The sequence below is a fragment of the Mycobacterium sp. TH-M11 genome, from assembly GCF_057473725.1.
Genome location: NZ_JBYCLD010000454.1, coordinates 1 through 6,251 on the forward strand (window position 1 = coordinate 1; position 6,251 = coordinate 6,251).

Here is a 6,251-nt window from a genome sequence, read left to right on the forward strand (position 1 = left end):
TGCATCGGGTGCAGTGACCACGAACCGGCAATGCTCATCGACGATGTCGTCTTCACCGACCTGACACCGGCTTTGGTCGGCGAGATCATCGAGAGGCTGAAAAGGGGTGAGTCTCCGGCGCAGATCGCCAATCCGGCCGGCCTGCCACGCGACGACGTGGCGTATGTCGATGCGCTGACACGCACCACCGTACATACGTCGGGGCCGGTGTTCTTTTGCGGTGGAACCGATTACAGCGCGTTGTGGCACCGCTGCCTGGCGATGACCCCCGACGATCTGATCGCCACCGTCTCGGAGTCCGGCCTGCGGGGGCTGGGCGGCGCGGGTTTCCCCACCGGAAACAAGTGGAAGTTCTGCCGCGCCGCCGCTGGCGACGAGAAGTACATCATCTGCAACGCCGATGAGGGCGAGCCCGGGACCTTCAAGGACCGGGCCTTGCTGACTTATGCTCCCAAGCAGGTCTTCGTGGGCATGGCGATCGCGGCCCGCGGCGTTGGCGCCCGGCACGGCATCGTCTACCTCCGTGCGGAGTACGCGTATCTGCGCGACTATCTCGCACGGCAGCTGGTGGAGCTACGGGAGGATGGAGTACTCGGCGGCGGGTTCGACATCCGCATCCAGTTGGGTGCCGGGGCCTACATCTGCGGCGACGAGACCGCGCTCCTCGAGTCTTGTGAGGGTAAGCGGGGAACGCCGCGACTCAAGCCGCCTTTCCCGGTCGAGCACGGTTTCCTGGGCAAGCCGACGGTGGTCGACAACGTCGAGACGCTCGCCGCGGCGTGCCGGATCATGCAGGAGGGGGCCGGTTGGTTCGCGGCCATGGGGGTGCCAGGGTCCGCCGGCACCCGGCTGCTCAGTGTCTCCGGTGACTGCGCCGCCCCCGGGATCTACGAGGTGCAGTGGGGGATGACGTTGCGTGAGGTGCTCGACATGATCGGCGCAAAGAGCCCCCGGGCCGTGCAGATCAGCGGTCCGGCCGGGGAGATGCTCTCGGTGGCCGCCGACGCCGACCGCAGGCTCGCCTTTGACGATCTGTCCTGCAACGGCTCTTTCATGGTGTTCAACCACGAACGCGACCTGATCGATATCGTCGGGGACTTCATCCAGTTCTTCGTCGACGAGTCTTGTGGCATCTGTGTGCCCTGTCGAGCGGGCAACGTGCTGCTGCGGCAGAAGGTCGGTCTGGTGGCCGCGGGTCGGGCAGTCCGATCCGATCTCGACGACATGGTTGCCTGGGGTGGGATCATCGCTCACACCAGCCGATGCGGGCTGGGTGCCACCTCGCCCAATCCGATCCTGAGCACGCTGAAGAAGTTTCCGGACAGCTATGCGAGCCGGCTTCGTGAGCACACCGGCGACCTGCTGCAGTCCTACGACCCAGAGGCTGAGCTGAGCGGTTATGCCCAAGCCGTTGCCGCGCTCGCGCCGCAGGAGTCGCGGTGAGCATCCGGATCGAGATCGATGGCACGACCATCACCTGCGAGGAGGGTTCGACGCTCGTCGATGTCGCCGCCGAGGCAGGCGTCTACATCCCGACCTTGTGCTATCTGCCCGAACATCCCGTCTTGGGCACCTGCCGGGTGTGTTCGGTCAAGGTCAACGGCGCGATCGCCCCCGCCTGTGCGGTCAAGGTCGGCGACGGGATGCGGGTGCAGGTCAACGAGCCGGAAACCAGCGATGCGCGTAAAGCGTTGGTGGAGATGCTGTTCGCCGAAGGTAACCACAATTGCCCCAGCTGTGAGAAGTCCGGCCGGTGCACGCTGCAGGCGGTCGGCTACGAGGTGGATATGACGGTGTCCCGTTTCCCGTACCAGTTCCCCGAACGGGTTGCCGACCATGCGGCGGACTCGATTTGGCTGGAGCGCGACCGCTGCATCTTCTGCCAGCGTTGTGTGGAGTTCGTCCGGGATCGCGAGACCGGCAAAAAGATCTTCAGCATCAGCGGCCGGGGAGCGGATGCCCGCATCGAGATCGACGTTGAACTGGCCAACAAGATGCCCCTCGACCAGGTCCGCGAGGCCGTCGACATCTGTCCTGTTGGAACGATACTCGAAAAAGGGGTGGGTTATGACGAGCCAATCGGCGAGCGGCGCTACGACGTCGAATCGGTGAAGGACCGGGCGCTCGAACCTTCACGGGAGCAACGAAAGTGACGACGCCGAACACCAACGAGTTTGCTTCACATGAACTGCCGGCAACACCACTCAACCCGGAAGTGGCCGCAAAGCGCGCTGGGAAGATCAAGGTCTCGATGATCAGCCTGTGTGGCTGCTGGGGATGTAGCTTGTCGCTGCTCGACATCGACGAGCGGATGATCGACCTGCTGGACAAAATCACCATCCTGCGATCGTCGTTCACCGACATCAAGCGCATTCCGGAGCGGTGCGCGATCGGATTCATCGAGGGCGGGGTCGCCAACGAGGACAACATCGAGACACTGCGGCACTTCAGGGACAACTGCGACGTGCTGATCTCGGTCGGCGCCTGCGCGATCTGGGGCGGTGTCCCGGCGCTGCGTAACCTGGTGGGGCTCAGGGATTGTCTGGCGGAGGCCTATGCGAACTCCCCGACGGCACCGCCTGACTCCAGCCCGGTGGTGCCCTATGACCGTCGGATCCCCATTCTGACAAACCACGTCTACCCGTGCCACGAGGTCGTGCAGATGGACTACTTCATCCCGGGCTGCCCGCCGGGGGCGGACGCGATCCTCGATGTCCTGGAGGACCTGGTCGACGGACGTCCCGTGAATCTGCCCAAGTCTCTCAACCGTTTCGACTGATCGGGGAATGACCGCTATGGCGACAACACTGGTAATCGACCCGGTCACCCGAATCGAGGGGCACGGCAAGGTGGTCATCGAACTCGACGACGACCGCAACGTCATCGACGCCAAGCTGCACGTGGTGGAGTTCCGCGGTTATGAGAGGTTCATCCAGGGCCACCCGTACTGGGAAGCCCCAGTTCTCATGCAGCGGATCTGCGGGATCTGCTTCGTCAGCCACCACCTTGGCGGGGCCAAGGCCCTCGACGACATGATCGGGGTCGGACCGGCATCGGGCACCTCTCTCACCCTGACCGCAATCAAGATGCGCCGGCTCGGTCACTACGCCCAGATGCTGCAGTCGCACGTCACCGCCTACTTCTACCTGGTGGTGCCGGAAATGTTGTTCGGGATCGACGCCGCGCCCGAGCAGCGCAACTTCATCGGTCTGATCGAGGCCAACCCTGGTCTTGTCAAACGTGTTGTGCGGCTGCGTAAGTGGGGCCAGGAGGTGATCGCCGCCGTCTTCGGAAAGCGCATGCACGGACTCTCCGCGGTGCCCGGCGGAGTGAACAAATGCCTCTCCGCGGCCGACGTGCAGCGGTTCCTGCGCGGCGAGGACGGATTGCCCTCCGTTGACGAGGTCATCGACGACGCTCAGCTGGGTTTGCAGATGTTCTACGACTTCCACGACGAGCACCGTGCCCAAGTCGACGGCTTCGCCAATGTGTCGGCGCTGAACATGTGTCTGGTCGACGATGACGGCAACGTCGATTACTACGACGGACGGCTGCGGGTGGTCGACGAGCAGAAGAAGCTCGTCCGCGAGTTCGATTACCGCGATTATCTCGACCACTTCTCCGAGGGAGTCGAGAAGTGGACGTATATGAAGTTCCCGTTCCTCACCGACCTCGGCCGCGACGCGGGATCGGTGCGGGTGGGCCCGCTGTCCCGACTCAATGTCACTCGGAGCCTGCCGACCCCGATCGCCGCCGAAGCGCTGGAGAAGTTCCACGCCTACACCGGCGGTCGCGCCAATAACATGACGCTGCACACCAATTGGGCGCGCACCATCGAAATCATCCACGCCGCAGAGGTTATCCGGGACCTGCTCAACGACCCCGACCTGCAAAAGCAGGACCTGGTGGTGTCACCCGGTGCCGACGCCTGGACCGGGGAAGGGGTCGGTGTGGTGGAAGCCCCCCGGGGGACCCTGCTGCACCACTACCGCGCCGATCGCGAAGGCAGTATCACCTTCGCCAACCTGATCGTGGCCACCACCCAGAACAACCAGGTGCTCAACCAAACGGTACGCAGCGTCGCCGAGGACTATCTCGGCGGCCAGGCTGAGATCACCGAGGGAATGATGAACGCCATCGAGGTGGGGATTCGCGCCTACGATCCCTGCCTGAGCTGCGCCACTCACGCGCTGGGGCAGATGCCGTTGATTGTCACCGTGGTGGACGCCCACGGGCGGGTGCTCGATGAGCGCGTGCGCTGAGCCGCACCGCGTCACGCTCGCGTTCTTCGACAACTCCACGTCGCTGATCTATGGCATCGGCAACGACGGACGTCAGGACGACGGATTGGGCTGGGCTTTCATCGACCGGCTCGAGCAGATCCATCCCCGGCCTCGCGCAGCCCTGCGCCGTACTTATCAGCTGGGTCTGGAAGACGCGGATCTGATCAGCCGATACACCCGAGTGTTGTTCGTGGATGCCACGAAAGACGTTGCGGTCGAATCATTTAACCTGAGCGTTCCGGAGCCGAGACTGGACTTCAGCTTCACCTCGCACGCGCTCTCGGTGCCGTCGATCCTGGCGACCGCTCAGCAGTGCTTCGATCACGTCCCCGAAACCTATGTGCTGGCGATCCGCGGCTACGAATGGGAACTGCGGCTGGGACTCACCGGCCCCGCGCAACAGAACCTCACGAACACCGTGGAGTTCTTGTCGAGACAGCCGTAGGAAGGCCACCACCACACCGACCATCACCGCGTAGTCAGGGGAGCCAGAACCACCGTCGTGCGGCAACGGCAGCGAGGCCGCTTTCTTGGCCAAACTCGTGCTCGGCTGACGGTACAAGCGCACAATTGAGTTGTCCGCCTGAATCCTGGGGAGCCGCGATGAGCGAGCAACGGTACGACTTTTTCGGTGCGATCTTCCAGCGCTACTTCAGACCCGCCATCGACGCATATCCGCGAATGGGTGGCAGACTCGTCGGAAGGTTACTCACGCTGACCGACGACGTCCCCGATAAATTGGCGCAGACCCATTGCGCTGCAACGGCATGGGCCAAAGCCGAGAACCCGGACGCCAGGATCACCTCGGAACTCTTCGTGATCACCCAAACCGGACTGATGTATGCCGCCGGGTTTAACGAGTCGCGCCGGGCACTGTATTACCTGGCCACGCCGCCCGCATTGTTCGATCCTTTCGTCGATCAGGTCGACACCGCCGAACTGCATGAGGGTGCGATAGTCGCGGTGGACGGCCGGTTGGGCCGGGACCTCGCATCCGCGCATCCGATGGACGCCGCGCTGCGCCGGATACTCGATGAGCACCTGGCGCTACGGGTGAATCTGCCCGCGTAGAGGATCCGGCCCAGATCGTCCACCACGGTGCGTGCTCAAGCGTCACCGTCGTTGCCCGCCAACTCCTTCTTTGCTTTTGCCAACTCAGCTTTGGCGGCGGCGTCGACCTGCGGATACTGCGGGTTGAGACCCCGCAGCGTCTCCAACAGCACTGCGGAAGTCGACACGTGGCTGAACCATTTGTGGTCTGCGGGGATCACGTGCCAGGGAGCCCAGACCGTGCTGGTGTGGCTGAGCATGTCTTGAAACGCCCGCTGGTAGTCGTCCCAGAACGTGCGCTCGCGTAGATCCGCGACGGAGAATTTCCAGTTCTTCTCGGGTTCGTCGATGCGCTCGAGGAACCGGCGCGCCTGCTCGTCCTTGGAGACGTTGAGAAACAGCTTGACGATGACGGTCCCATTGTCGGTCAGGTAGCGCTCCCAGTTGTTGATGTCGCGATACCGTCGCTGCCAGATGTCCCCATCGTCGAGCACTGCGGTGCGTGGCCATAACGTCTCCGGGTGCACACGGGTGATCAATACGTTCTCGTAGTGGGATCGGTTGAACACCGCGATGCGACCCAGTTCCGGCAGCGACCTTTGGTGGCGCCAGAGGTAGTCGTGTGCCTGCTCGGTTGCCGATGGCGCCTTGAAGCTGTACACGTCGACGCCCTCGGGATTCAGGCCGCTCATGACGTGCTTGATCGTGCCGTCCTTACCGGCCGCGTCGATCGCCTGAAGGTTGATCAGCAGCGAGTGGTCGGCCCGGGCGAAGAAGCGGTCCTGCAAATCCAGCAGCGCCGCCTTCGCGTCGGCCAGCGACTCAACGGTGGACTCGGAATTGCCCACCACTTGGCTGGGCAAAATGAAGGGTTCGTTCGTCGGTCGCCGGACGTACGGTCGACAACCGACCGCGCCG

The 6,251-nt window shown here is 63.5% G+C and carries 7 protein-coding genes; 6 read left to right on the forward strand and 1 reads right to left on the reverse strand.

Features of this window, described 5'->3' with window-relative positions; translation table 11 throughout:
• From AC2VOG_RS17625 to AC2VOG_RS17650, 6 genes are all read left to right on the forward strand, one after another.
• Window positions 1–1,443, forward strand: a 1,443-nt coding sequence (locus tag AC2VOG_RS17625; RefSeq protein WP_486941138.1) for an NADH-ubiquinone oxidoreductase-F iron-sulfur binding region domain-containing protein, incomplete at its 5' end; no start/stop codon positions are given.
• Window positions 1,440–2,153, forward strand: a complete 714-nt coding sequence (locus AC2VOG_RS17630) for a 2Fe-2S iron-sulfur cluster-binding protein (protein WP_486941139.1) — start codon at window positions 1,440–1,442, stop codon at window positions 2,151–2,153. The genes AC2VOG_RS17625 and AC2VOG_RS17630, both read left to right, overlap by 4 nt.
• Window positions 2,150–2,779 carry an NADH-quinone oxidoreductase subunit B family protein gene (locus tag AC2VOG_RS17635; RefSeq protein WP_486941140.1) on the forward strand — a complete coding sequence of 210 codons (630 nt, stop codon included), beginning with the start codon at window positions 2,150–2,152 and terminating at the stop codon, window positions 2,777–2,779. Before AC2VOG_RS17630 ends, AC2VOG_RS17635 begins: the two co-directional genes overlap by 4 nt.
• A 16-nt stretch (window positions 2,780–2,795) precedes the next feature.
• Window positions 2,796–4,262: a Ni/Fe hydrogenase subunit alpha gene (locus AC2VOG_RS17640; protein WP_486941141.1), complete on the forward strand. Its 1,467-nt coding sequence runs from the start codon at window positions 2,796–2,798 to the stop codon at window positions 4,260–4,262.
• Window positions 4,246–4,728, forward strand: coding sequence for a hydrogenase maturation protease (locus tag AC2VOG_RS17645; protein WP_486941142.1), 483 nt, complete (start codon window positions 4,246–4,248; stop codon window positions 4,726–4,728). The genes AC2VOG_RS17640 and AC2VOG_RS17645 overlap by 17 nt, the downstream gene beginning before the upstream one ends.
• Before the next feature lie 158 nt (window positions 4,729–4,886).
• Entirely contained in the window at window positions 4,887–5,354 is a 468-nt protein-coding gene (locus AC2VOG_RS17650) for a glucose-6-phosphate dehydrogenase (RefSeq protein ID WP_486941143.1), read from the forward strand.
• A 35-nt stretch (window positions 5,355–5,389) separates the two neighbouring features.
• Here the strand turns inward: AC2VOG_RS17650 and AC2VOG_RS17655 are convergent.
• Window positions 5,390–6,251 (reverse strand): PPK2 family polyphosphate kinase (locus tag AC2VOG_RS17655; RefSeq protein WP_486941144.1); only part of this gene is annotated, 862 nt, incomplete at its 5' end.

Excerpts from the sequence above, each read along its gene's own strand:
- AC2VOG_RS17640 (WP_486941141.1), top strand. The coding sequence starts at position 2,796 with ATGGCGACAACACTGGTAATCGACCCGGTCACCCGAATCGAGGGGCAC.
- AC2VOG_RS17645 (WP_486941142.1), top strand. The coding sequence starts at position 4,246 with ATGAGCGCGTGCGCTGAGCCGCACCGCGTCACGCTCGCGTTCTTCGAC.
- AC2VOG_RS17650 (WP_486941143.1), top strand. The coding sequence starts at position 4,887 with ATGAGCGAGCAACGGTACGACTTTTTCGGTGCGATCTTCCAGCGCTAC.